Source organism: Aeromonas dhakensis (assembly GCF_000820305.1).
Taxonomy (GTDB): Bacteria; Pseudomonadota; Gammaproteobacteria; order Enterobacterales; family Aeromonadaceae; genus Aeromonas; species Aeromonas dhakensis.
This window is the reverse complement of sequence record NZ_CDBH01000069.1, coordinates 130610-153849: the sequence shown is the minus strand read 5'-3', so window position 1 is coordinate 153849 and position 23240 is coordinate 130610. Positions and strand designations below refer to the sequence as shown.

Here is a 23240-nt window from a genome sequence, read left to right as displayed (position 1 = left end):
AATATCAGGCTTTTTTGCCCACACTTGGGCAAGATGATCGCCCGCGCTACGCCAAGGATTGCCCATGAGGAGAGGTTTTTTCGGTTGTCTGCTGCTGTTGTCATGCCTTGGCACGGCGCAGGCCGAACTCGGCAAGCTGGAGTACCTGACCGAGGAGTATCCCCCCTACAACTTCACCGATGCCACCGGCCAGCCCGGTGGCCTCGCGGTGGAGCTGCTGCAGCGCATCTGGCAAAACACCCAGACGCCCCCCCAGCCCATCCGCATCCTGCCCTGGGCGCGGGGTTACTACCTGCTCACCCAGAAACCCAACGTGGTGCTCTTCTCCACCGCCCGCACCGACACCCGCGATCCCCTGTTCAAGTGGGCCTGCCCCATCGGCCACGCCGAGTACGTGCTGCTGGCCTACAAGCGCCGCCCCATTACCCTGAGCGCCGTCGAGCAGATCAACGACTACCGCATCAGCGCCGTGCGCTCCGATGCCTCCGAGCAGTTGCTGCTCAACCGCGGCATGGACGAGAACCGCATCATCCCCGCCAACCGGCTGAGCCAGGGGCTGAAGATGCTGGTGTCGGGCCGCGCCGATCTGCTGGCGACCGGCAAGCTGGCGGGCTACGACGCCATCAAGGAGCTGCAGCTCGATACCAAAGCGTTCACGGTGGCCTTCGTACTGGATGCCGAAGAGCTCTGCTACGCCTTCAGCCGCCAGGTGGATGACGGGGTGATCAAGCAGTTTCAGCGCGCCCTCAACCAGGCGCTCGCCTCGCCGGACTATCAGGCGCTGCGGCGCCAATACATGCCGTGAGCCGTGCCACGGCTGGCGATTTGGCCGGCTTTGATAACACTTGAGAGTGACGCAACACCCCACCAGGATGGCCAAAATGAAAAAATGGACCGGATTCGCCGCACTCGTGTTTGCCACCCTGGCCCAGGCCAGTCCCGAGCTTGGCAAGCTGCACTACCTCAGCGAAGAGTACAAACCCTACAACTTCTCCAACGAGGCGGGCGCCCCCACCGGGCTCGCCGTCGAGCTGCTGCAACAGGTGTGGAAGAAGACCAACACCCCGCCGCAGACCGTCACCATCATGCCCTGGGCGCGGGGTTACTACCTGCTGACCCAGAAACCCAACGTGGTGCTCTTCTCCACCGCCCGCACCGAGGCGCGGGATCCCCTGTTCAAGTGGGCCTGCCCCATCGGCTACGCCGAGATCGTGCTGATGGGGCTGGCCAAGAACCCGGTCAAGATAGCCAGGCTGGAAGATGCCCAGCAGTACAACATAGGGGCGGTGCGGGCCGACGTGGGGGAGCAGCTGCTGCTCAACAACGGTTTCGACGAGCAGAAGATCCTGCCGGCCAACCGCCTGCCCCAGGCGCTCAAGATGCTCACCTCGGGCCGGGTCGATCTCATCTCCACCAACAAGACCACCATGCTGGATCTGATCGCCTCCCAGCAGCTGGATCCCGCCCAGTTCAAGGTATTTTGGATGTTGAGCTCGGAGCAGTTCTGCTTCGCCTTCAGCCACCCGGTGAGCGACGAGCTGGTCAAGGAGTTCCAGAGCGGCCTGACCCAGGTGCTGGCCAGCAGCGAGTTCCAGCAGATCCAGAGCAAGTACTTCCCCGCCCGCTGAGGGGCGGCATGAAGAAGGGCCCCAACGGGGCCCCTTTTGTTTGCCTGTCTCACCTGCGCATCAGCTCGGCCGGCGGCGCTGGCGCTTGACCTCGTACATGCAGGCATCGGCCAGCCTCAGCGCCTCGTCCACCGTGCTGAGGGCCGGATCGGTGGCCACCCCCCCCACGCTGGCGCCGGCATAATGGAGCGCTCCGGTGGGCAGCTCGAGCGACACCAGGCTCGCCTCGAACAGCCGGCGCTGAAAGCCCTGCACCGCCGCCTCCCGCGTCTCTTCGCCGCACTGCGGCCCCATCCCCACCGCCACGAACTCGTCGCCCCCCACCCGCGCCAGCAGATCGCCGCCGCGCAGCACGCAGGAGAGCGCCACCGCCACCCGTTGCAACAGCAGGTCACCCGCATCGTGACCGTGGGTGTCGTTGATGGCCTTGAAGCCATCGAGATCGATAAAGCCTATCAACAGCGGATGTTCGACCCGCTCTGCCAGCGAAAAGAGGCGGTTGAGCTCGTGCATCAGTGCCCGCCGGTTGGGCAGCCCGGTCAGCGGGTCGCTCAGCGCCTGGCGCGACAGCTCGTTGTTGGCCTGCTGCAGCTGCTGCAGCAGCTGTTCGCGCTCCACCTGCTCGGCGATGAGCCGGGCGAAGAAGGCAATCAGGTGATCCGAGCCCGCCAGCAGCGGCTTGTGTTCGGCGCTGGCGGCGCACAGGGTGCCATAGAGGGAGCCGGAGGGGGTGCGCACCGGGCAACTCAGATAGGTGCGAATGCCGAGGGCCTGCGCCGCCTGGGAATCCCCCCAGCAGAGCGCCACATCGTCGGTGTAGAAGCGCCCCTCGTCGAGGGCCCGCCGGCAGAGGGTATCGCCCCAGGCCACCGAAACCCCCTCGGGGATCTGCAGGTCGGCGCTGTTGCGGGCATAGCGGATATGTTGGGTGTCGTGACCAAGGTCGATTTCGGTCAGATAGGTGGATTCGAGCCCGGTGACCGTTTCGAGCATCTCCAGCAGCGGGCGGGTCAGGCTCTCCAGATCCCGCGCCCCGGTCACTTGCAGCGACAACGCCTGCAATATTCTGTCCATGCACACCTCCCTGCTTGCATGTCTATTCCTGAAACCATAGCCCCTTCACCCGCCGCCCGCCCCCATCGCGGCGCTATCTCTGCGCTTTTGCCGCCCTTTGTCGCCGAACGACCCTCGATTGTCCAGCAATGTGCTCCGTTTGCAGCCAACGCGAGATAACCCCATCTGAGGGGTAATCAGCGCCCACTGCCGAAGCAAGCGGTGCCTGTCGTGCGAAGCCATTGGCGGCGGCGGCTTGCCGGTGGCGCTCAAGCGGGCGAGCTCGGTATCGTGATGGCCCCTGTCGCTGACCACCTTTATTCGTGGCGCTCCCCTGCCATTCCCCTCACTTGGCTCGCCACTCGGTTCAGCTCTCGGCTTGCAACACATCCCCGTATCTACGCTCGGCTATCAGCTGGGCTCGGGGCTCGGGGCTCATCTTCCATCACACCCCGGCCACGGGTCAACCGCCGGGTGCTACTCTGCAGCAGAGGAGAAAAACCATTTAATTCTGATGGTTGCATCACTAATTTCATGGATTTGGATGGCCCCGCCGAGGCGGGTTCCGTAAGATGACCATCGGCCCCTGTTGGCCCCCGCATATTCATGGATGGTCAAGGGCGCAAGGTGGCGGCGACAGTCAGGGGCGGCAGCGTCTTTGGCGCAGACCAGCCGGTCTCCCGCGCCTGCGGCAAGGGCGAGGGTTGCACCCTCGACGGCAGCTCTCGTCAGCCTCCGGGGCTTTGCCCATGCCCCCATGCGGATACGACGCTTGGGGCAATTGGTAAGGTCGAATCGGGTCAAGTAGGGTCGAGTAGCAAAGCGTAATCGTCCGCGGTAACCGTCCCATCTCCCTGGCGGGTGAGCGGTAGGGTGCAATAAGCGGAGCGTAATCGTCCGCGGTAACCATCCCCTCTCCCTGGCGGGTGAGCGGTAGGGTGCAATAAGCGGAGCGCATTGCACCGGGGTAAATGATCCCCTCGCCCCTTGGGGGATAGGGCTTGGGATCAATGGATAGGGTCGAGTAGGGTCGATTAGCGGAGCGTAATCGTCCGCGGTAACCGTCCCCTCTCCCCTTGCGGGAGAGGGCTAGGGTGAGGGGTCACTAGCCTGATTGGCACGGCTTCGCCGCGCAGGACACGAGGACTCCGTCCTCGACGAGGTTTCGCCGCCGCTGCGCGGCTTGGCGAGTGACTTTGGAAAGACCCAAAGTCACCAAAGGTCTACTCCCCCACTTGTTCGCCCTCCTGCATCGGGTTCCCTCGGTACACCCGTTTGTCCCACGGCACGCGCCGGGCCATCCATGGCCCAGCGGCGCTCGCTCGGCGTCCTGCCTCGCGGCCTGGACAAACGGGCTCACCTCGGCGGACAACAGGGGGCAACACCAAACCTACAGCACCGAGGCCAATTAACAGCTCCATGTGTATTTTGGGAATAGCCTTATATTGAAACATCGATAGTGTATATTTAATTGCGATGTAACCTGATTTATCTAATGCCTAGTACGCTTCATTAATTGAACTTACGACCCGTTCTCATTAAACAATGAAAACCCAATCGCTATATTTATAGCATATTAAAACACACTAAACAGAATTTGATTATCATGCCAATAATATTTGAAAAAGAATTTATCACATTGTCAGATTTATATCTGGCATATAGAAAAGCCAAAACAGATTCATTTTTTGACAACTTTCACCCTTGCAAGCGTCGATATTCTGAATTTGAATCAAATCTACATGAAAATTTACTAAATCTTCATAAAACTCTCATTAATGATGAAAAAGACCCATGGTATAAAAATGATTTATTTTTAGGCGGATATTCATATGCCCCTAAGTCGATTGATACTAGCTCTTGGGAGGATAAAGAGTGCATCCATTTTAGGTCAATCGATCAAAATGAAGACTGGCTTAATAAATATACCGAAAATAAAAACAAAAAATTATCAGTTAGCTACCGACTAATCATTAATGCCACTGTTGAATATCAAGTTATTTCTGCACTATGGATTCTTAAGGTTGGGCATAAATTTGAGTCTTTGCTCGATAAAAATTTATCCTATGGTAATAGATTGCGTAGAAAGCACCACCCATATGAAGATTTCGGACCATATAATGGCGAACTTAACTTAGACTCTCTCGGATTATTTTCACCTTATTTCTCTGCATATAGAACATGGCGACAAAAAGGTCTTGATGCCATGCGTGATATTGTCCAGAGAAATAATAATGCAACCGCGATAACGATGGACCTTGCAAGTTTTTATCATAGAACATCACCTAACTTTATATTGAGGCCTTCATTTCTCATAAAGACTGGAATTCAACTCAGCAAAGACGAACGAAAACTCACGCAACAGCTTATCGACTCAATACATTCTTGGTACAAAAAGACTCCTGACTATATAGATCGCCCCAGCGGGGCATTACCCGTTGGCTTATCTGCGTCTAAAATAATATCTAATGTACTGTTATATGAACTAGATGAGGAAGTTAGTAAAAATATTAATCCAGAGTATTATGGACGATATGTTGATGATATTTTTTTGGTTTTTAAAACTCCGCCAGAAATATCTAGCGGGAATGATGTAATTAATTACTTGTCTGATAAGATTGATTTTTTAAAAATACATAGAACCAAAGGAGAAGCCCCGACTATATCGCTCAAGTTAAATTATGCTAGTGACTGCGAACTGAAATTCACCCCCAGCAAACAAAAAATATTTAGTCTATCACCGAAATATGGCCTTGATCTTGTAAACCAGATTTCTAGCCAAATCCGAGCTCAGTCCAGTGAATATAGAATGCTTCCTTCTGTTCCAGAAGATGCTAACTCTATGGCTGAAAAAGCACTATTAGCTTCATCAGATGCATCCTTAATTGCAGATGCATTAAGAAAAACCGATGTTGTATCTATTAGGAGGCTAGGGTTGTCTCTTTTGATAAGAGATCTGGAAAGCTACTCAAATGATTTATCAAGACTAGAGTGGGGAAATATAAGAAAAGAATTCTATGGTCTTGTCGAAAGATATATAATAACCCCAAAGGGTATTTTTGACCTATCAAGTTATTTAAGCAGAATTTTCCAAGTCATGATATCTAACTATGACTTCGCTGAAACCAGGACCTTAGTTGACAAAATAATAAACTGTTTCAATATCATTGCTGAAACCACAGAAAAAAATACACATAAAAATCTTTTGTTATGTAAAAAATATTTTTCGGAGTCTCTTATTGAAACAGCATTAAGGTCATCTACAATAGCTGGTTTTGAAAAATGGAGCGAACTCAGAAGAACCATAATGTATATTAGCAATCTACATGAACATGAATATAAAGCAATAACCAAGACAAAGCTAAAAGAAATCAGTAGAAACTTGCTTCTTTCTGATCTAGGCATCAGACCATATAAAGACTACTGGTTTTATAGTCAACATAATGATGAGTCATCTATACGAATACCAAAATCACTTAGCGTAAATAAAATACTAAACCTGCCGTTAATAAGAAAGTTTCGGAAAAGTGCATCACTAAAGTTACCCCACTGGCCAGCATTAACATTCCCAACGAGACCGTTAAGCATTCCTGAGATTGTTATGGCGTGCCCTGAAACATTAGATGATAGTCAATTACTCAAGGATTTTATCTTTGGACTTCGTGGTGCAAAAACGATAGAAGACATTAATTTTTTTAGAACCACAGATGATGCTGGCAATAATAAAATTATAATCCCCAATAAAACTCCAGACATTGTCAGCGTAGCTCTAACAAACTTTGAAACCACAGACAACCAATTTACGCAGGCTATAAATAACAAACCAGACTTGACTCTCAAACGCTACAGACGAGTCAACACTTTAATTAACAACATCCTAAAATCTGAACATAGGTCAGATTATATAGTATTTCCTGAATGCTCATTGCCGCGTAAATGGGCACTTAACATATCAATGAACCTCGCAAGGAAAAAAATATCTTTTATTGCTGGAATTGAATATCATAAACCAAATTCAAAAAATGAAGTAAGAAATGACTGTCTTTTATCTCTTGTTACAAAGTGGCCTGGTTATAACAGCAGTTTTATTTTTTTCCAACCCAAGCTAAGCCCTGCTCACACTGAAGAGAATCAACTAAAAGCAAAATCACTTAAATTATCTAAACCAGACCCACAAGAAATACTACCTATATATATACATGGAAAATATTGTATAGGCGTATTAATTTGTAGTGATTTAACTAATCCAATGAATAGGGTTAGATATCAAGGGAAAGTTGATAGCTTATTTGTTTTAGAGTGGAATCCGGATGTAAAAACATTTAGTTCACTTGTTGAAGGGTCCGCACATGATATACATACATTTATAATACAGGTAAATAATCGTGTATACGGTGACAGCCGAGTAAGGGCACCATATAGACTTGACTATAAAAGAGACCAAGTAAGGATAAAAGGAGGCCTTGTAGATTATTTTGTAATAGCAAAGATAGATTATAAATCCTTGCGTAAGTTCCAGCAAAAAGGGAAAATGACTGATTCTAGCTCCGAGTTTAAACCGACACCGATTGGTTTCACGTTCTCACCAGATAGAAAATGACTAGATAAAATATGAGTAATATATATTGTTTTAAAATGGGCCTAGCAGCTTTATTAGATGTATCTCTATGGGTAGAATGGTTGGGTATACTTGCTAATCTTGCAACTTTTTTTGGACTATTTATTGCTGGAGTAGCCGCAATTTATGCGATTCGACAGCATAAAGAGAACATTATAGAGTCTCGACGATCTGTTGCTTATGAACTTTATCAAAATTATCTTTCTTTATGTTTCGAACACCCAGAGTTTGCTAGGGGCTTTAAAAGACCAACAACCCCAAGTGACACAAAATATGAACAGTACTGTTGGTTTATATCATCTGCTCTCTTTGCATTTGAACAAATCCTCCATACAGAATCACAAAAAGACACTTGGAGCAAAACTATTAAATCTCAACTGTCATTTCATAAGGAACATTTGATTAGGTCTAGTACTATTAGAAATGAATTATGGGATGATGAACTCAAAAAAATAATTGATGAAGTCATCAACCAACCATAGTGCACTTCAAGCTTATCAATTTCATTATTGCTATAAAACCGCAGCCTTGAGCTGCGGTTTTTATTTCTATTCCCTAAACACTTTCTCACTCAAACCAAAACGCAATTTACCAATCCCCTTGCACTGCTCTCCCCTTTCAGCGGAAAAGGCGGTCAGCATGAACATTAAAGCCACGGGCGGGCACGGTATTGGTTCCCCCTGCAAACCGCCGAGTCGAGTTCAACGGGTCAGGAGCGCCATCAGGGATGTGCCGTCTGCGGCGCTCCGTCCGACCCGTTGGACGAGACGAGGGAACCCGCGAAGTGGGCGGTTTGCCGGGGGGAAGACTTTTGGTGTTATTTGCCAAAGAGAGCGGTCTTTCAAAAGTCACTCGCCCCAGCCCGAAGGGCGGGCGAAATCCCTTCGAGGGCCGTGCCCTCGCGTCCTGCATGGCGAAGCCATGCCATTAAGGCATGGGACGACATTCAGCCGAGGAATGACGTTAGCCCCCTCACCCTAACCCTCTCCCGCAAGGGGAGAGGGGATCAGAGCGCAGGCCACCGAGGCTAAACAGAGCGCAGAGGCTTAAGAGGTGTCGAGGGAAAAGGCACAAACAAAAACCGCAGCCCCAAGGCTGCGGTTTTTTTATTGGGTCAACCTGTTGGCATCAGGCACCAACAGGGCCACCGGCCTTAGGCACGGCGCCAGCTGGTCTTGCCAGCACTATCTTCCAGCACGATGCCCATCTCGGTGAGACGGTTGCGGGCGGCATCCGCCGCAGCCCAGTTCTTGTCGGCACGGGCCTGATTTCGCTGGGCGATCAGTTGCTCGATTTCGGCAACCTCTTCGTCCGCTTCATCGCCCTTCAAGAAGGCATCCGGATCCTGCTGCAGGATACCGAGCACGGCGCCCAGTTCGCGCAAACGGGCACCGAGGCCAGCGGCAACAGTGAGGTCTTCCGCTTTCTGGCGGTTGATCTCGCGCACCAGATCGAACAGAGCGGAGTAGGCTTCCGGGGTGTTGAAGTCATCGTCCATGGCTTCTTTGAAGCGAGCCACCTGCTCGTCGCCACCGGCCGCAGCGACCGCCGGCAGGTCGCGCAGGGCGGTGTACATGCGCTCCAGCGCGGCGCGGGCTTGCTTCAAGTTATCTTCCGAGTAGTTGAGCTGGCTGCGGTAGTGGCCAGACATCAGGAAGTAACGGACGGTTTCGGCGTCATAATGGGCCAGGACGTCACGGATGGTGAAGAAGTTGCCAAGGGACTTGGACATCTTCTCTTTATCCACCATCACCATGCCGCTGTGCATCCAGGTGTTGACGTAGTCGCCACCGTGGGCGCAGCAGGACTGGGCGATCTCGTTCTCGTGGTGCGGGAACTGCAGATCGGAGCCGCCGCCGTGAATATCGAAGTGGTTGCCAAGGTGCTTGGAGTTCATGGCGGAGCACTCGATGTGCCAGCCAGGACGGCCCGGGCCCCAGGGGCTGTCCCAGGTCGGCTCGCCGGGCTTGGACATCTTCCACAGCACGAAGTCCAAGGGGTTGCGCTTGGCATCCACCACGTCAACCCGGGCGCCGGCCTGCAGCTGTTCCAGATCCTGGCCGGAGAGCTTGCCGTAGTCGGCATAGGAGTCGACGATGAACATGACATCGCCGTTGTCAGCCACGTAGGCGTGCTCTTTATCCAGCAGGGATTGCACCAGCTCGATGATCTCGCCGATGTGCTGGGTGGCGCGCGGCTCGACGTCCGGGCGCACCATGCCGAGGGCGTCGAAGTCGGCGTGCATGTCGCCGATCAGGCGCTCGGTCAGATCGTCACAGGTGACGCCGGTTTCGGCGGCGCGCTTGATGATCTTGTCGTCCACGTCGGTGACGTTGCGCACGTAGTTGAGCTGATAGCCGCTGTAGCGCAGGTAACGGGCCACCACGTCGAAGGCGACGAAGGTGCGGCCGTGGCCGATATGACAGTGATCGTAGATAGTGACGCCACACACATACATGCCCACCTTGCCCGGGTGGATAGGTTTGAATTCTTCTTTTTGACGAGTGAGTGTGTTGTATATCTTCAGCATCTTATGACCACTGCCTGTGAGTAAAATGGCCTGCCATTCTACCCGCATCGCGCGTAGAAAACGAGGCAGAAAACGTGCCGGATCAGGCGCACCATCTATGCCGCAGGGCCCTGATGGGCTAGAATTGCCACCACTTTATGCCATACACCTGCGGGCACCTAGTCGCCCGCATCAAATGAAAGGACATATCATGGTCACTCTGCACACCAATCACGGCGACATCACCCTCACCCTGAACGCTGAAAAAGCCCCGGAAACCGTGGCCAACTTCCTGCAATACTGCCGTGACGGTCACTACGACAACACCATCTTCCACCGCGTCATCGACGGCTTCATGATCCAGGGCGGCGGCTATGCCCCTGGCTTCGAAGAGAAAGACACCCGCGCCCCCATCAAGAACGAAGCGGCCAACGGTCTGTCCAACAAGGTCGGCACCATCGCCATGGCCCGCACCATGGAACCGCACTCTGCCAGTGCCCAGTTCTTCATCAACGTGAACAACAACGACTTCCTCGACTTCAAATCCGCCACCACCCAGGGTTTTGGCTACTGCGTGTTCGGTGAAGTGACCGCCGGCATGGACGTGGTCAACAAGATCAAGGGCGTCAAGACCGGCAACTACGGCCGCATCCACCAGGACGTGCCGACCGAAGACGTCGTGATCACCAAGGTGACCCTTGCCGAGTGATCTCTGCTTTCTGCGAGATGAACTGACTGCGGCCCCGGCCGCAGTTTTTCCATCTGCGAAGGCCGGCCCCATCGACTGGCGCCGTCTCGACTACCTGGCCCACGGCAACCCGCGCCAACGCTCGGCCCATGCCCTGCTCACAATCGGGGTGTGGGATAAGCTGGCAGCGCAGTGCAGCGATATGGCGCTGGTGAGCACGGTCGCCATCGGGCTCGACCGCCCCGGCAGCGATCTCGACATCGTCTGCCAGCATCCGGACCCGGCCACGTTTGCCGCAGCGCTGGCCACCCAAGGCTGGCGGGTTGCGCAAAAGGGCGATGCCATCTGGCTGGCTGAGCAGAGCGTCACCGGCGCCGATGGTTACCCTTGGCCCCTTGAGCTCTACCTCACCCCGGATCCCCTCGAGCGCCTCAACGGCTGGCGCCACCTCAGCCTGATGGCCGCCCTGCTTGAGCAGTTCGGCGCGGCGTTTTATCACCAAGTGCTGCGCCTGCGCCTCGAGGAAGGGCTCAAAGGGGAGGCGGCCATCTGCCACTTGCTGGGCCTTGCCGGCGACCCGTATGCCGCGCTGCTCACTCTGGAGGGCGGCGAGCTGGCCCCACTGGCGTGGCAGCCGAAGGCGACGGGCCCCCTTTCTACCTCCACTTCCAGCCACCTCAACAGGGCCCAGCGCACTTTCTCATGAGCACCCTTTTTATCAGCGACATTCACCTGTGTGCCCAGCGGCCCGACATGACCGCCGCCCTGGTGCGCTTTCTGGCGCACGACGCCCCCGGTGCCGATGCCCTCTACGTCCTGGGCGATCTGTTTGAATTCTGGATTGGCGACGACGATCCCAATCCCCTCCACGGCGAGGTGGCCGACGCCTTTGCGGCCCTGAGCCAGCAGGGAGTGCCCCTCTACTTCATTCACGGCAACCGCGACTTCTTGCTGGGCCAGGCCTTTGCCAAGCGCGCCGGCATGACTCTGCTGGGGGATCCCTGCGTCATCGAGCTCTACGGCGAGCGGGTGGTGCTGAGCCACGGCGATCTGCTCTGCACCCTGGATGAGGGCTACCAGAAGTTTCGCCGCATCACCCAGCTCAAGTGGCTGCGCTGGCTGTTCCTGCGCCTGCCGCTCGCGCGCCGCCAGGCCATCGCCCACAAGATGCGTGGCCAGAGCCAGATGGAAAATGCCCACAAGAGCCAGACCATCATGGACGTAACGCCGGCGGCGGTGGACCAGATGCTGCGCCAGCACGACTGCCGGATGATGATCCACGGCCACACCCACAGACCGGCCATCCACGACTTCCAACTCGACGGCGCGCCTGCCCGGCGCATCGTGCTGGGGGACTGGTTCGAGCAGGGCTCGGTGCTGATCTGCCGCCCCGGCGAGCAGCGCCTCGAGCAGCGCGCGCTGATCTGAATTGGCCGACTGGCGGCAATAAAAAAGGCGGGAAGATCCCGCCTTTTGTTTGCCTGTGATTTGCCCGCTATCTACCTGCGCAGCGGCGACACAAACCAGCTACATCACCGTCATCTGCCCCGCATAGAGGATGAAGTAGCGCAGCAGCAATATCCCCACCAGGCTCAGGCTGCAGATAAGCGCTAGCCGGGCCGGTTGATGGGCCTTGGCCGGGCTGCCCACCAGCCCCAGCAGCTGGGGCAGCAGGATCCCCAGCCCGATGACCCCAAACCAGAACACCTGGGACCAGAAGCCACCGCCGATGGCCGCCCACATGGCCGCTTCCCGCTGGCCGCCACCAAAATAGAGGCCGGTGAAGAAGCAGAGCAGCAGGAACAGTTCGATGGCGACGATGGGCCGCTCGAAGCGATGCACGAAGCTCACACCGCGGCTGTGACCATCCTCCCGAAACAGGGTGACCGCCAGCAGGATGGTGGAGGCCACCCCCGAGCTGATGCCAGAGACCAGAAACAGCGCCGACAGGATCGGGTTGTTGAGCATGGGGTAGGTCTTGAGGGCTGAGAGCAGAAAGCCGGTGTAGGCACCCAGCAGCACGGCCAGCAGCAACAGCAGCGGCGCCAGCAGCCGCTCGAGGCGGGCGAGCCAGCCAATCAGGCCATCCACAAAGACGAGCCTGTCGGCCAGCAGGCGTCGGCGCAGGGCCTCGATCTCGGCCCTAAACACCACCGCCAGCCAGGCGAACAGCACCGCCATGTAGACCTGAAACAGCATGACCCCCATCGACATCACGGAGTCGAACTGGTAGTGGAACATCAGCTTCCAGAAGGTCCAGGGACGGGCCAGGTGGAAGATGAGGATAAGCAGCCCCAATACGACGCTCACCGGCGCCAGAATGGCGGTCGCCCTGATGATACCGCTCTCGCTGCCGGCCCCCTGCCGGCGCAGCAGCACCGAGAGGGTGGCCGAGCCTGCCGAGATGCCGAGCAGGAACAAGTAGATGGCGATGGGGCCATCCCACACCAGCGAGTCGAAGTGAAACGCATCATGCCACATGGTGCTTCCCTCCCGTCAGCCGGTCTGCGTCATACAGATGAGATGGGATCATGGCAGCGTCGCCGATCCTTACGCCAACGAGCGCGCCTACGAGCCGGACAACAACTTCCACCAGCTGAGCCTCTCCGGCCAGTACAACTGGGACCGGCAGAGCCTGACCGGCCGCGTGCTCACCAGCCAAGCCACCTCCAACGGCAGCCTGACCGCGTTTCGCAACGCCCCCATCAGCCAGGATGACTTCCACGGCGAGGTAAGCACCCTGCAGGCCGATGCCAAGTGGGTAGGCCGCTTTGGCCGGGATCTCACCCTGCGCGCCGGCGGCGAGTATCGGGACCGCAAGGACAAGTCCGATGAATACGCGGTGGTCGGCTAGCAGCGCGGCAAGAGCGATCGCACCCGCAGCAAGGCGGATCTGGCGGCCGACTACCGGCTAAGCCGCTCGGTCAAGCTCACCACCGGCTATCAGTACAAGGCCGATCAGCGCGAGCAGGCCGACCGGCAGGACACCGACGAGCACACCCTGTTCCTCAAGGGGCGCTACCGCCCGGCCGGGGCGCTGCAACTGGGCGGCAAGCTCGCCTGGAGCACCCGCGACGGCTCGGACTGGCGCCACGACAGCGCCGGTGGCAACGGCAGCCCGACCCTGCGCCAGTTCTATCTGGCGGACAGGGACAGGGTCGAACTCAGGGGGGATCTCGGCTATCAGTTCAGCGAGGGGCTGGATACCCGCCTCGAAGGGTGGTGGGCCAGAGATGACTACAAGGAGCCGGACATAGGTCGCAGCGAGGGCAAGGATTATGGCATCGACCTGACCCTCAACCAGCAGTTCGACGACAACCTGAGCGGTCACCTGTTCAGCAACCTGCAGTGGATCAGCTCCAGCCAGAACCATGCCTACACAGGCGCACCGGACTGGGATCCCTACAGCACGGCGGTGCGCGACGAGATCACCACCCTCGGGCTCGGGCTCACCCAGAAGAAGGCGTTTGACCGGGATCTCGAGCTCGGGCTCGATTACAGCTTCGCCTATGGCCGCGGCAAAACCGACGCCAGCAAGGGCTATGACTACCCGGATCTCACCAGCAAGCAGCACCGGCTTGAAGGCTACGCCCTCTATCAGCTCACCAAGCAGCATTCGCTGCGCTGGGATGTGCGCTACGAATACTTCCAGGACGTGGATTACCTCTACACCGGCGAAGAGCGCAACCTCGGCAACCTGAACCAGGACTACAACGGCTACTTCACCGCCGTCTCCTGGCTCTACAAGTTCTAAAGGCACGGCCGCGCGTCAGGTAAGAGCAGACAGGCTGTGTTGTCAGCCCAACAATAAAGAGGGGAGCCCAGGCTCCCCTCTTTCATATCAAGTCAAAATACACCAGATAAAAATTCTCAGATGACGTGAGAAAATCCTATGTTCAGTAACTGATAAATATTAGAACGGCATTCCACCATTGATTACTATTGAAAATGCCTGTGCATAATTTGGCGTATTATTGCCATAGTATCCACTCGCGACTAGCGATATTTGCCCCTGTGATGAATCTGAAGGTTGGCCTTCTATTACACCATATCCAGGAGAGGCGTTACCGCCTGAGTTCATACAGAACGTAGCGGTCCTCCTAGGTTCTAGCGTGAAAGGAGTGTCCAATGAAGAAATAATATATGTAGATATCAGTTTGCCTGAATAAGGCTCACCTGTTTTATCAAACATCTTAACGCTGACAACCGCACTGCTGGCTGAGACATTGGATATTTTAAAGCAAGATTGTCCACCCCCATCCCAAATATAATATGCAGGAATAATTGCTGTGCCAGCTTGGGCAGCTAATGAGAATAAGCTGCATAACAAGCCTGCGGCGATAAATGCTTTCTTCATGATTAACCCCAAGATAAAAGACGTCAGTATATCAGCATTAGATTAAGTCTCAAGCAACTCCCGTCATGAACTCCAAATGAAATCAACACATGAACACACTGAAGGACTTTGTCGCCACTTTGGCACCATTTTGCCAAAAACAAAAAGGCCGCTATTGCTAGCGGCCTTTCGTAAGTATTTGATTGCTTTATTCAATAACTGGTGCCCGAGGCCGGAATCGAACCGGCACGACGCGAACGTCGAGGGATTTTAAATCCCTTGTGTCTACCGATTTCACCACTCGGGCACCGCAATCGGTATCAAGCTCGCGTGGCGGGCTTGTCGATATGGAGGCACGTTCCGGAGTCGAACCGGACTAAACGGATTTGCAATCCGCTGCATAACCGCTTTGCTAACGCGCCATGCAAAAGAGAGAGACTCTCTATTGTCTGAATTTGGAGCGGGAAACGAGACTCGAACTCGCGACCCCGACCTTGGCAAGGTCGTGCTCTACCAACTGAGCTATTCCCGCATCGGTCTGGCTGACTGCCTGACTACGAGGACGCATTCTAGCGATGTTCCTCGCCCAGTCAACCAAAAATGTTTAATACCCTGATCGTTCGAGTGTTTTTTGCCCTTTTCCTGCCTTTTCAGCGCTCACGACCGTTTCCCAGCCCCAAGAACGGGGAAACGGTCCTTTGTGCCGGCAGGTCAGAACCGGGAGTGATAGCTGAGGTCGCCCCAGGCGGCCTTCATGTACTGGAACATGGACCAGAAAGTGAGCACGGTGGCCACGTAGAGCAGCACATAGGCCAGCCACACCATCCAGATGTCGTACTGCCAGATGAGGCCGGTGAGCGAGACCATCTGGATCATGGTTTTCCACTTGCCGATCCAGCTGACCGCCACAGAGGAGCGCTTGCCAAGTTCGGCCATCCATTCGCGCAGGGCGGAGATGATGATCTCGCGGCCAATCATGGTCATGGCGGGAATGGTCACCCAGATGGTGTTGTAGTGTTCGACGATCACCACCAGCGCCGCCGCCACCATGATCTTGTCGGCGACCGGATCGAGGAAGGCACCGAAGGCGGTGGATTGATTCAGCTTGCGGGCCAGGTAGCCGTCAAACCAGTCGGTCGCCGCCGCCAGGATGAAGACGATGGCCGCCGCCATGTAGGACCACTGGTAGGGAAGGTAGAACAGGATGACGAAGACGGGGATGAGCAAGATCCGAAAAAACGTCAGCAGATTAGGAATATTTGTCATTATTTTCAGCCACTTCTTGTATGCCGCTACATGGTAGCCCCAAGCCGATCACGGATGCAACCGGACAGGCGCCCGCCTTGGTCTATTAATCCATCAACAACCTCAGGATGCGGGCCATTATGGCATTTGCGGCCCCCCGGCGTCACGGCTCTTGTGTGTCAGGATCTCGCAGGGGATGAACCCGGGGTGAATGGTGTGACTCACCTCGCCCCTTGTCGATACCCGGGGCGACAGCCCCTGCTCGTCGTCTGGACAAACAGGGGCTGCATGGAGGGGTATTCCCCCTTCTCGGCTACCAATGGCTAGAGGGAATGCAGGGCATCGTGGATGGACTGGGCCAGCTCCTGGCTGATGCCGGGCACCTTGGCAAGCTCCTCCACCCCGGCTTTTTTCACCTCCTGCAGACCGCCCAGGTACTTGAGCAGCGCCTGCCGCCGTTTCGGCCCCACCCCCGGGATATCCTCCAGGGTACTGGTGGTGCGGGCCTTCGCCCGTCTGGCGCGGTGGCCTGTGATGGCAAAACGGTGGGATTCGTCGCGGATGTGCTGGATGAGGTGCAGGGCGGACATATCCGCCGGCAAATGCAGCTCTTCGTGGCTCTCCCCCAGGATCAGGGTCTCCAGCCCCGCCTTGCGGGTCACCCCCTTGGCAATGCCCACCAGCAGCGGATATTTGCCCCCCAGAAACTCCAGCTGACGGGCCAGGATCTCCTCGGCGCGGCGCAGCTGGCCGAGGCCGCCGTCGATAAACAGCACGTCCGGCACCTTGTCCGGCTCCTGCTGCTTGCCAAAACGGCGCTCCAGCGCCTGCTCCATGGCGGCGTAGTCATCGCCGCCGGTGATGCCGTCGATGTTGAAGCGACGATATTCCGATGAGAGCGGCCCCTCCCGGTTGAACACCACGCAGGAGGCCACGGTGCGCTCCCCCATGGTGTGGGAGATATCGAAGCACTCCATGCGTGCGATGGGGCGCTCCAGCTCCAGCAGCTCCTCCAGCTGATCGTAGCGGGCTGTGATGGTGCTCTTGTGGGCAAGGCGCGAGCGCAACGCGGTCTGGGCGTTGATGGAGGCGAGCTTGATGAAGCGGGCCCGCTCGGCGCGGGTACGGCTCACCACCCGCACCTTGTAGCCGGCGGTCTGGCTCAGGGTCTCGGCAATGACGTTCTCGTCTTCGAGCGCCACGTCGAGCAGCACCTCGCTCGGGATCTGCCGCCCCCCCTGCCCCGACAGATAGAACTGCAGCAGGAAGGATTGCACCACCTCGTCGAGCTGGGTATCGGCTGGCACTTTCGGGAAGTAGCTGCGCGAGCCCAGCACCTTGCCCTGGCGGATGAAGAGCACGTGGATGCAGGCGGTCCCCTGCTCGAAGGCCACCCCCACCACGTCGAGCTCGTCCAGTACGTTGCCGCTCACCGACTGCTGTTCGGTCACCCGGCGCAGCGCCTGGATCTGATCCCGGTAGCGGGCAGCCTCCTCGAAACGCAGATCGCCGCTGGCGGACTCCATCTTGCCCACCAGTTCCCCTATCACCTGCTGGTTCTTGCCCGCCAGAAACAGCTTGGCCAGCTCCACCTGCTGGGCATATTCGGCCTCGCTCACCAGCCCGGCCACGCAGGGGCCGGCGCAGCGTTTGAGCTGGTAGAGCAGGCACGGACGAGTGCGGTTGGCATAGACCGCATCTTCACACTGGCGCACCGGGAAGATCTTCTGCATCAGGTGCAGACTCTCGCGCACCGCGCCGCCGGAGGGGTACGGGCCGAAGTACTCCCCCTTCACCTTGCGGGCACCGCGATGGACGCCGATACGCGGGTGCTGATGGGCGGTGATGATGATCCAGGGGTAGGACTTGTCATCCCGCAACAGCACGTTGTAGCGGGGCTGGTACTGCTTGATCAGGTTGTGCTCGAGGATCAGCGCCTCGGTCTCGGTGTGGGTGACCGTCACCTGCACGTCGGCGATCTGACGCACCAGGGTGCGGGTCTTGATGCTGTCGACGTTGGCGCGAAAGTAGGAGGCGAGCCGTTTCTTCAGATCCTTGGCCTTGCCCACGTAGATGACGGTGCCGCCGCTGTCGTACATGCGATAGACACCGCTCTGATGGGTGACGGCACTGAGAAACGCCTTGCTGTCGAAGAGAGGTTCAGAGGAGGTCATGCTGGCTCCGGCAACGGGGATCGAGGTGTTGGGTCTGGGATATCGCGGCAAGCGGAAGATCGAAAGAGAGGCTCATCGGCAACTCGGCTCAACGGATGAAAGCAGAAGACGGCACAGAGCATACTGCGTCAGACCGGCAAAAAGCAAAAAGGCGGCACAGGCCGCCTTTGATGGCTACACGCCGCCCGTTACAGGGTGTCGGCATCCAGCATGCCATAGCGAATGGCCAGATGGGTCAGCTCCACATCGCCATTGATGTTGAGCTTGCTGAACAGCCGGTAGCGATAGCTGTTGACCGTCTTCGGGCTCAGGTTGAGCTGCTCGGAAATATCGGTCACCTTCTGCCCCTTGGTGATCATCATCATGATCTGCAGCTCGCGCTCGGAAAGGGACTTGAAGGGATTCTCGTCGGCCGAGGCAAACTGGCTCAGGGCCATCTGCTGGGCGATCTCCGGGGAGATGTAACGCTGACCGGAGTGGACCAGGCGAATAGCGTGGATCATCTCGTCCGGTGCGGCCCCCTTGGTGAGATAGCCGGCAGCACCCGCCTGCATCACCTTGGTCGGGAACGGATTTTCTGAATGAATGGTCAGCACTATGATGCGCACATCGGGCCGGATCCGCAGGATCTTGCGGGTTGCCTCCAGGCCGCCGATGCCCGGCATGTTCATGTCCATCAGGATCACGTCGGGATGGTTCTGACGACAGAAAGTGACTGCGGTTTCCCCGCTCTGCGCCTCGCCCACCACCTTGATCCCGCGGACATCTTCCAGAATGCGTCTTATCCCTGTACGCACCAACTCATGATCATCGACCAGGAATACATTAATCACCCAAACACCCCGTTTTTTTATCTCGTTATATGCCAGTTAGGGTTAACACGGCGTCTTGCATCATAACCAAACTCGTCGATTTGGCAAACCATGGCCGGGAAAAGTTTGAAAGTGCTCATAAATGACGTTTGTAATCAAATAATTATGTAAAGATTAAACACAAAAAACGGCGCCCGCAGGCACCGTTCTAAGTCATTTTTGCTGTTGTCGGCATCAGTTCGCCAGCAGTGCGCGCACCTTGTCCAGATCGGCCTGGGTGTCCACTCCGACCGGCGGCGCCTCGAGGGCCTGGGCCACGTGGATCTTCTCCCCGTACCAGAGCACTCGCAGCTGCTCCAGCGCCTCTACTTGCTCGAGCGCGCTCGGCGCCCAGTCCACATAACGCTGGATGAAGCCAGCGCGATAGGCATAGATGCCGATGTGGCGCTGGTAGTGATCACCAATCTGCTCGCGGCTTGCGGCAAAACGATCACGATCCCACGGAATGGAGGCGCGACTGAAGTAGAGGGCGTAGCCATCCTGGTCGGTCACCACCTTGACGGCATTCGGGTTGAACGCCTCTTCGGCGTTCCGGATTGGCACCGACAGGGTCGCCATGGGCGCGCTGGCGGCGGCCAGGTTGTCCGCTACCTGACGGATGATGACCGGCGGAATGAGCGGCTCATCCCCCTGCACGTTGACCACTATGGTGTCGGCGGCAAAACCGTAGTGACGGCACACCTCGGCCAGCCGCTCGGTACCTGACTGGTGATCCTTCGAGGTCATGCACACCTCGAATCCGGTCTGGCCGGCCAGCGCCTGCTGCACCCGCTCATCGTCGGTGGCGACGATCACCCGATCGGCGCCCGACTGCAGGGCCTTCTCCACCACGTGCTGCACCATGGGCTTGCCGTGGATGTCGGCCAGCGGCTTGCCCGGCAGCCGGGTGGAGGCGTAGCGGGCCGGGATGACGACGACGAAGCTCATGACGACAGCTCGTCGCTATTGAGCGGACGGGCGCGGTTCTCCAGCAGCACCGGGATCCCCTCCTCCAGCGGATAAGCAAGCTTGTCGAAGCGGCAGACCAGCTCATGCACGGACTTGTTATAGTGCAGCTTGCCCTTGCAAACCGGGCAGGCAATGATGTCGAGCAACTTGATGTCCAAAGCCAAAACGATACTCCTTCAACGATGTCGCGCCAGCGGCTTAATCACGCCGGCGATGGGTGTCGAACCAACCATATGTTTCATGCGGGGCATGACAAGCCCCCTTCTCTCCCGCGCTGGCGAGCGAGATCAACCTTGTGCCTTGGTTGCGCCTTTCCCCTTCCCGCTCGCGCCCAGCTTGTGCAGCAAGGTATCGAGCAGGGAGGCGGGCAACTCGGCGCTGACCGGCAGATACCACCAGTTGTCGAGGGCAAAGGCGCGGCACTTGACCGCATCCTTCTCGGTCATCAGCAGCGGCTTGCCGGCAAAGCGGCCCACCAGCTCGTCCCGATCGAAGGGGTGGTGATCCCCGTAGGCCACCCGCTGATCCAGCTGGTAACCGAGCCCCTCGAGGGTAGCGAAGAAACGGGGCGGATGACCAATGCCCGCCAGCGCGTCAACCGACCCCGACAGGGGGGAGACCAGAGGGGCCTCGTCGCGCACTCGACGCGGGGCGTCGGCGACCAGTTGCATGGGGTACTCCCCCCGCCCCGGCTCGCCGCCGTTGCAGATGATGGCGTCCACCCGCTTGAGCCGGGTGACCGGCTCGCGCAGCGGTCCCATGGGCAGCAGGCAGGCGTTGCCGAAACGGCGCGCCCCGTCCACCACCACCAGCTCGATGTCACGGGCCAGCGCATAGTGCTGCAGGCCATCGTCGGTGATGATGATATCCACCTCACCGCTCTGCTCCAGCAGCCGTACCGCATCGGCCCGTTTCGGGGCAACCACCACCGGGCAGCCGCAGCGCCGGGCAATCAGTACCGGTTCATCACCGGCCTGCGCCGTGGTGCTGGCGGCCTCGAGCCGGTACGGATAATGGGGCGCCTTGCCGCCATAGCCGCGGCTCACCACCCCGGGGCGATAGCCGCGGGCCTGCAACTGCTCCACCAGCCAGACCACTACCGGGGTCTTGCCGTTGCCACCCACCGAGATATTGCCCACTACGATGACCGGCAAGGAGGCACGATAGCCCTTGCGCCAGCCGTGCCGATAGGCGTAGCGGCGGGTACCGCTGACAACGGCAAACAGCAGGGCAAAGGGGGCCAGCAACCAGCGCCAGCCACTCTTTGCATACCAGAGCCGCTCCAGCATCAGGCGTTGCCACCTGCGGTGGCATGACCGAACTGGATGGCGCGCAGCTGGGCATAGGTGCCCTGCTGGGCCATCAGGGCCGCGTGGTTGCCGCGCTCGACGATATGGCCTTCATCGATCACCAGGATCTCGTCCGCCTTCTCGATGGTGGAGAGGCGGTGAGCGATCACCAGCGAGGTGCGCGCCTTGCACAGCTCGTCGATGGCCGCCTGGATGTGGCGCTCGGACTCGGTATCCAGCGCCGAGGTAGCCTCATCCAGCAGCAGCACGGGGGCATCGCGCAGCAGGGCGCGGGCGATGGCGATACGCTGACGCTGACCGCCGGAGAGCGACGCGCCGTTCTCGCCGACCACGGTGTCATACCCGTTGCTCATCTTGCTGACGAACTCGTCGGCGTGGGCGATGCGGGCCGCCTGCTTGATCTCGTCGAGGCTGTATTGCTCTTCCGCGGCGTAGGCGATGTTGCTCGCCACCGTGTCGTTGAACAGGTGCACGTGCTGGGAGACCAGGGCGTACTGCTTGCGCAGCTCGCTCAGGCGGTAATCACGGATATTGACGCCATCCAGCAGGATCTCCCCCTGCTCGATGTCGTAGAAGCGGGTCAGCAGGCTGGCGATGGTGCTCTTGCCAGAGCCTGAGCGCCCCACCAGGGCCACCGATTTGCCCGCCTCCACCTTGAAGCTGACGTTGTGCAGCGCCGGGGTGTCCTTGGTCGGGTAGGTGAAGGTGACGTTGCGAAACTCGATCTCGCCACGGGCGCGCTCCAGGGTACGGGTGCCGGTATCCTGCTCCGGCTCGGTATCGAGCAGGCCGAACAGGCTGTGGCAGGCGGTGATGGCGCGCTGGAACTGGTTGTTGACGTCGGTCAGGCTTTTCAGCGGCTTGAGCAGCATCATCATGGAGGTGATCATGACGGTGAAGGTACCGGCAGTCAGCTCGCTGCGCACGCTGTCGATGGTGGCCACATAGAGGAAGGCCGCCAGCGCGATGGAGGCAACCATCTGCACCACCGGACTGCCGATGGCATCGGCGGCGACCATCTTCATGGTCTGCTGGCGCATGTTGTTGCTGACCTTGAAGAAGCGTTTCTCCTCCACCTTCTGGCCACCGAACATCAGCACCTCTTTGTGCCCCTTGAGCATCTGCTCGGTGGAGGTGGTGATGTCCCCCACCGCCTGCTGGATGTGGCGGCTGATCTGACGGAAACGGCGGCTGATGAGGCCGATGATGATGCCCACCACGGGCCCCACCACCAGGAAGATCACCGACAGCTGCCAGGAGTGCCAGAACATCAGGCCGAGTAGACCGATGACCGTCGCCCCTTCCCGCACCAGGGTGACCAAGGTGGTGCTGGCGGCCGAGGAGACTTGACTCGCGTCATAGGTCACCTTGGAGAGCAGGTGGCCGGTATTCTGGCGGTCGAAGAAGCTCATCGGCATCGCCACCATGTGGTTGAATACCTGCTGCTGCAGGCGCATCACCACGTGGTTGCCGACCCAGGCCATGCAGTAGTTGGAGAGGAAGTTGGCGACGCCGCGTAGTGCCACGATACCCAGCACGAAGAAGGGCATCCACTTGAGCACGGTCGGATCGTTGCCGTTGATCCCCTTGTCGATCAGCGGCTTGATGGAATAGACGAAGGTGGTATCCACGGCGGCGTAGCCCAGCATGCCGATGATGCCGCCAATCAGGCCAAGCTTGCGGTCACGGACATAGCCGAGCAGACGCTTGAAGACAGGCCAGCTGTCTTGTGAGGTTTCTTGTTGCATGAATAGCCGTTAATAAGGGAAATGACGGGCTATTCTAGCCAAAGCGCAGGATTACACCAAGCAGTGCCCATCGCCAAGACGGCAAATGACGGTCGTTATCCCAGCCAAAGC

18 protein-coding genes, 3 tRNA genes and 1 pseudogene are annotated in these 23240 nt (G+C 57.5%); 8 read left to right on the top strand and 14 right to left on the bottom strand.

What is annotated here, in order from left to right; all coding sequences use genetic code 11:
• Nucleotides 1–64 precede the first annotated feature (64 nt).
• Nucleotides 65–805 carry a substrate-binding periplasmic protein gene (locus tag BN1143_RS20690; protein ID WP_042052034.1) on the top strand — a complete coding sequence of 247 codons (741 nt, stop codon included), beginning with the start codon at nucleotides 65–67 and terminating at the stop codon, nucleotides 803–805.
• A gap of 76 nt (nucleotides 806–881) precedes the next feature.
• On the top strand, nucleotides 882–1628 hold the full coding sequence (locus tag BN1143_RS20685; protein ID WP_005302657.1) for a substrate-binding periplasmic protein: 747 nt from the start codon (nucleotides 882–884) through the stop codon (nucleotides 1626–1628).
• A gap of 60 nt (nucleotides 1629–1688) precedes the next feature.
• On the opposite strand, the gene BN1143_RS20680 is transcribed toward BN1143_RS20685, so the two are convergent.
• Nucleotides 1689–2702 carry a GGDEF domain-containing protein gene (locus BN1143_RS20680; protein ID WP_042052033.1) on the bottom strand — a complete coding sequence of 338 codons (1014 nt, stop codon included), beginning with the start codon at nucleotides 2700–2702 and terminating at the stop codon, nucleotides 1689–1691.
• A gap of 1585 nt (nucleotides 2703–4287) precedes the next feature.
• Here BN1143_RS20680 and BN1143_RS20670 point away from each other — a divergent pair.
• Nucleotides 4288–7281 (top strand): RNA-directed DNA polymerase, encoded by a 2994-nt coding sequence (locus BN1143_RS20670; RefSeq protein ID WP_041204722.1) that lies wholly within the window; start codon nucleotides 4288–4290, stop codon nucleotides 7279–7281.
• A gap of 11 nt (nucleotides 7282–7292) precedes the next feature.
• Complete coding sequence (locus BN1143_RS22525) at nucleotides 7293–7781, top strand: hypothetical protein (RefSeq protein ID WP_042052031.1); 489 nt, start codon at nucleotides 7293–7295, stop codon at nucleotides 7779–7781.
• 671 nt (nucleotides 7782–8452) lie between these two features.
• On the opposite strand, the gene cysS is transcribed toward BN1143_RS22525, so the two are convergent.
• Nucleotides 8453–9829, bottom strand: a complete 1377-nt coding sequence (gene cysS / locus BN1143_RS20660) for a cysteine--tRNA ligase (protein ID WP_042052030.1) — start codon at nucleotides 9827–9829, stop codon at nucleotides 8453–8455.
• Nucleotides 9830–10019: 190 nt separating this feature from the next.
• Between cysS and BN1143_RS20655 the strand changes: the two genes are divergently transcribed.
• From BN1143_RS20655 to lpxH, 3 genes are read left to right on the top strand one after another with little or no spacing between them, the layout of a single operon-like run.
• The gene (locus tag BN1143_RS20655) at nucleotides 10020–10517 is read left to right on the top strand and encodes a peptidylprolyl isomerase (protein WP_005302674.1); all 498 of its coding nucleotides are present in this window, start codon (nucleotides 10020–10022) and stop codon (nucleotides 10515–10517) included.
• Entirely contained in the window at nucleotides 10507–11202 is a 696-nt protein-coding gene (locus BN1143_RS20650) for a DUF4269 domain-containing protein (protein WP_042052029.1), read from the top strand. The genes BN1143_RS20655 and BN1143_RS20650 overlap by 11 nt, the downstream gene beginning before the upstream one ends.
• A complete protein-coding gene (gene lpxH, locus BN1143_RS20645) occupies nucleotides 11199–11924 on the top strand; it encodes a UDP-2,3-diacylglucosamine diphosphatase (RefSeq protein ID WP_042052026.1) in 726 nt (241 codons plus the stop codon). Before BN1143_RS20650 ends, lpxH begins: the two co-directional genes overlap by 4 nt.
• Before the next feature lie 99 nt (nucleotides 11925–12023).
• On the opposite strand, the gene netD is transcribed toward lpxH, so the two are convergent.
• Nucleotides 12024–12977 carry an Nrf-like electron transfer protein NetD gene (netD, locus tag BN1143_RS20640; protein WP_042052025.1) on the bottom strand — a complete coding sequence of 318 codons (954 nt, stop codon included), beginning with the start codon at nucleotides 12975–12977 and terminating at the stop codon, nucleotides 12024–12026.
• Between the two features lie 49 nt (nucleotides 12978–13026).
• Between netD and BN1143_RS20635 the strand changes: the two are divergent.
• Nucleotides 13027–14250, top strand: a pseudogene (locus BN1143_RS20635) (MtrB/PioB family decaheme-associated outer membrane protein); the annotation flags it as partial.
• A gap of 159 nt (nucleotides 14251–14409) precedes the next feature.
• Here the strand turns inward: BN1143_RS20635 and BN1143_RS22520 are convergent.
• From BN1143_RS22520 to msbA, 11 genes are all read right to left on the bottom strand, one after another.
• On the bottom strand, nucleotides 14410–14853 hold the full coding sequence (locus BN1143_RS22520) for a hypothetical protein (RefSeq protein WP_139397983.1): 444 nt from the start codon (nucleotides 14851–14853) through the stop codon (nucleotides 14410–14412).
• Between the two features lie 199 nt (nucleotides 14854–15052).
• Nucleotides 15053–15139 (bottom strand) — tRNA-Leu (locus BN1143_RS20630).
• Between the two features lie 41 nt (nucleotides 15140–15180).
• Nucleotides 15181–15254, bottom strand: a tRNA-Cys gene (locus BN1143_RS20625).
• A gap of 34 nt (nucleotides 15255–15288) precedes the next feature.
• Nucleotides 15289–15364, bottom strand: a tRNA-Gly gene (locus tag BN1143_RS20620).
• A 179-nt stretch (nucleotides 15365–15543) separates the two neighbouring features.
• Nucleotides 15544–16098, bottom strand: a complete 555-nt coding sequence (pgsA, locus tag BN1143_RS20615) for a CDP-diacylglycerol--glycerol-3-phosphate 3-phosphatidyltransferase (RefSeq protein WP_005302692.1) — start codon at nucleotides 16096–16098, stop codon at nucleotides 15544–15546.
• Between the two features lie 302 nt (nucleotides 16099–16400).
• Entirely contained in the window at nucleotides 16401–18251 is a 1851-nt protein-coding gene (gene uvrC / locus BN1143_RS20610; protein WP_042052024.1) for an excinuclease ABC subunit UvrC, read from the bottom strand.
• A gap of 188 nt (nucleotides 18252–18439) precedes the next feature.
• Nucleotides 18440–19084, bottom strand: a complete 645-nt coding sequence (gene uvrY / locus BN1143_RS20605) for a UvrY/SirA/GacA family response regulator transcription factor (RefSeq protein WP_005302696.1) — start codon at nucleotides 19082–19084, stop codon at nucleotides 18440–18442.
• A 213-nt stretch (nucleotides 19085–19297) separates the two neighbouring features.
• Nucleotides 19298–20050 carry a 3-deoxy-manno-octulosonate cytidylyltransferase gene (gene kdsB / locus BN1143_RS20600; RefSeq protein ID WP_017778702.1) on the bottom strand — a complete coding sequence of 251 codons (753 nt, stop codon included), beginning with the start codon at nucleotides 20048–20050 and terminating at the stop codon, nucleotides 19298–19300.
• Entirely contained in the window at nucleotides 20047–20235 is a 189-nt protein-coding gene (locus BN1143_RS20595; protein WP_005302702.1) for a Trm112 family protein, read from the bottom strand. The genes kdsB and BN1143_RS20595 overlap by 4 nt, the downstream gene beginning before the upstream one ends.
• Before the next feature lie 123 nt (nucleotides 20236–20358).
• Nucleotides 20359–21360 carry a tetraacyldisaccharide 4'-kinase gene (gene lpxK, locus BN1143_RS20590; RefSeq protein WP_042052023.1) on the bottom strand — a complete coding sequence of 334 codons (1002 nt, stop codon included), beginning with the start codon at nucleotides 21358–21360 and terminating at the stop codon, nucleotides 20359–20361.
• Nucleotides 21360–23129, bottom strand: a complete 1770-nt coding sequence (gene msbA, locus BN1143_RS20585) for a lipid A ABC transporter ATP-binding protein/permease MsbA (RefSeq protein WP_005302704.1) — start codon at nucleotides 23127–23129, stop codon at nucleotides 21360–21362. The genes lpxK and msbA overlap by 1 nt, the downstream gene beginning before the upstream one ends.
• Nucleotides 23130–23240: the final 111 nt, after the last annotated feature.